General features: G+C 45.0%; 1 pseudogene. It reads left to right on the plus strand.

What is annotated here, in order from left to right:
- Positions 1 to 559: 559 nt before the first annotated feature.
- Positions 560 to 900, plus strand: a pseudogene (locus tag IEW67_RS17915) (group II intron reverse transcriptase/maturase); the annotation flags it as partial.

A 900-nucleotide genomic window follows, 5' to 3' on the forward strand; every position in this document is an offset into this window, starting at 1 on the left:
GACGACTGCGCGAGCTGAAAGCTCCGCTATTTCTAGTGAGTTGAAACGTACTCACACCGAAAGTTTCCTATTCATTCGGTTAGCCTGGAATCATGCGTTACTGGGTAACTGGTAGCGTAGAAGCAGATTCGACATGACGTTCTCGTTCCCAGTCAAGGAGCGTAGGCAAACCTGCAGGCTGTAACGAGAGTGAACGTCCGTAAAAGTACCGTCAGCGTATATTCAACGAATATCACTGGGAGAGTTGAAGTAGAAACTGCCGAGCCTCGAGTCGTTGGGCGAAGGCCGTTGCTTTAATGGGAATAATAGGAAGGTGAACATTAAAGAGTTTCCGGTACAAAGGCGGTGGCATGCAGGGAAAGAATGGTGGAGAACAGCTGAGACCCTCCCACATCTCATAGAGTAACCCAACATATAAGAGAGATCCTCGAAATTGCTGGGAATGTGTGGATAGGGAGTCGGAACAGGTTATAGTACTGATGATGATAGGGACAACAAAACCCTATAGAAGGGAAGGACCTGTACTTCAGTCAATGCTTTCAAAACAGGAGGAATTTGCGTGATTGCTTCAAAAGCTCAACACACGCCGATGGAAGAAAAGGTTCGGGTACTGCAGCGAAAGCTATATCTTAGTGCCAAGGAACAACCAAAGAAGAAATATGGAATTCTTTATGACAAAACCCACCGATGGGATGTATTAAAACTTGCATGGAAGCAAGTCAGAATCAACAAAGGTTCTGCAGGAATTGATGATCAAAGTGTTGACTATATCGATGATTTTATCGGTGTTGACACCTTCTTACAGGAGATCCAACAGGAATTAAGAGAGAAGGCCTACCGGCCTAAGCCTGTTAAGCGTGTCTATATTCGTAAAGAAAATAGAAAGGAACGCCCTTTAGG

This window comes from Lentibacillus kapialis (assembly GCF_014646635.1).
Classification (GTDB): domain Bacteria; phylum Bacillota; class Bacilli; order Bacillales; family Amphibacillaceae; genus Lentibacillus; species Lentibacillus kapialis.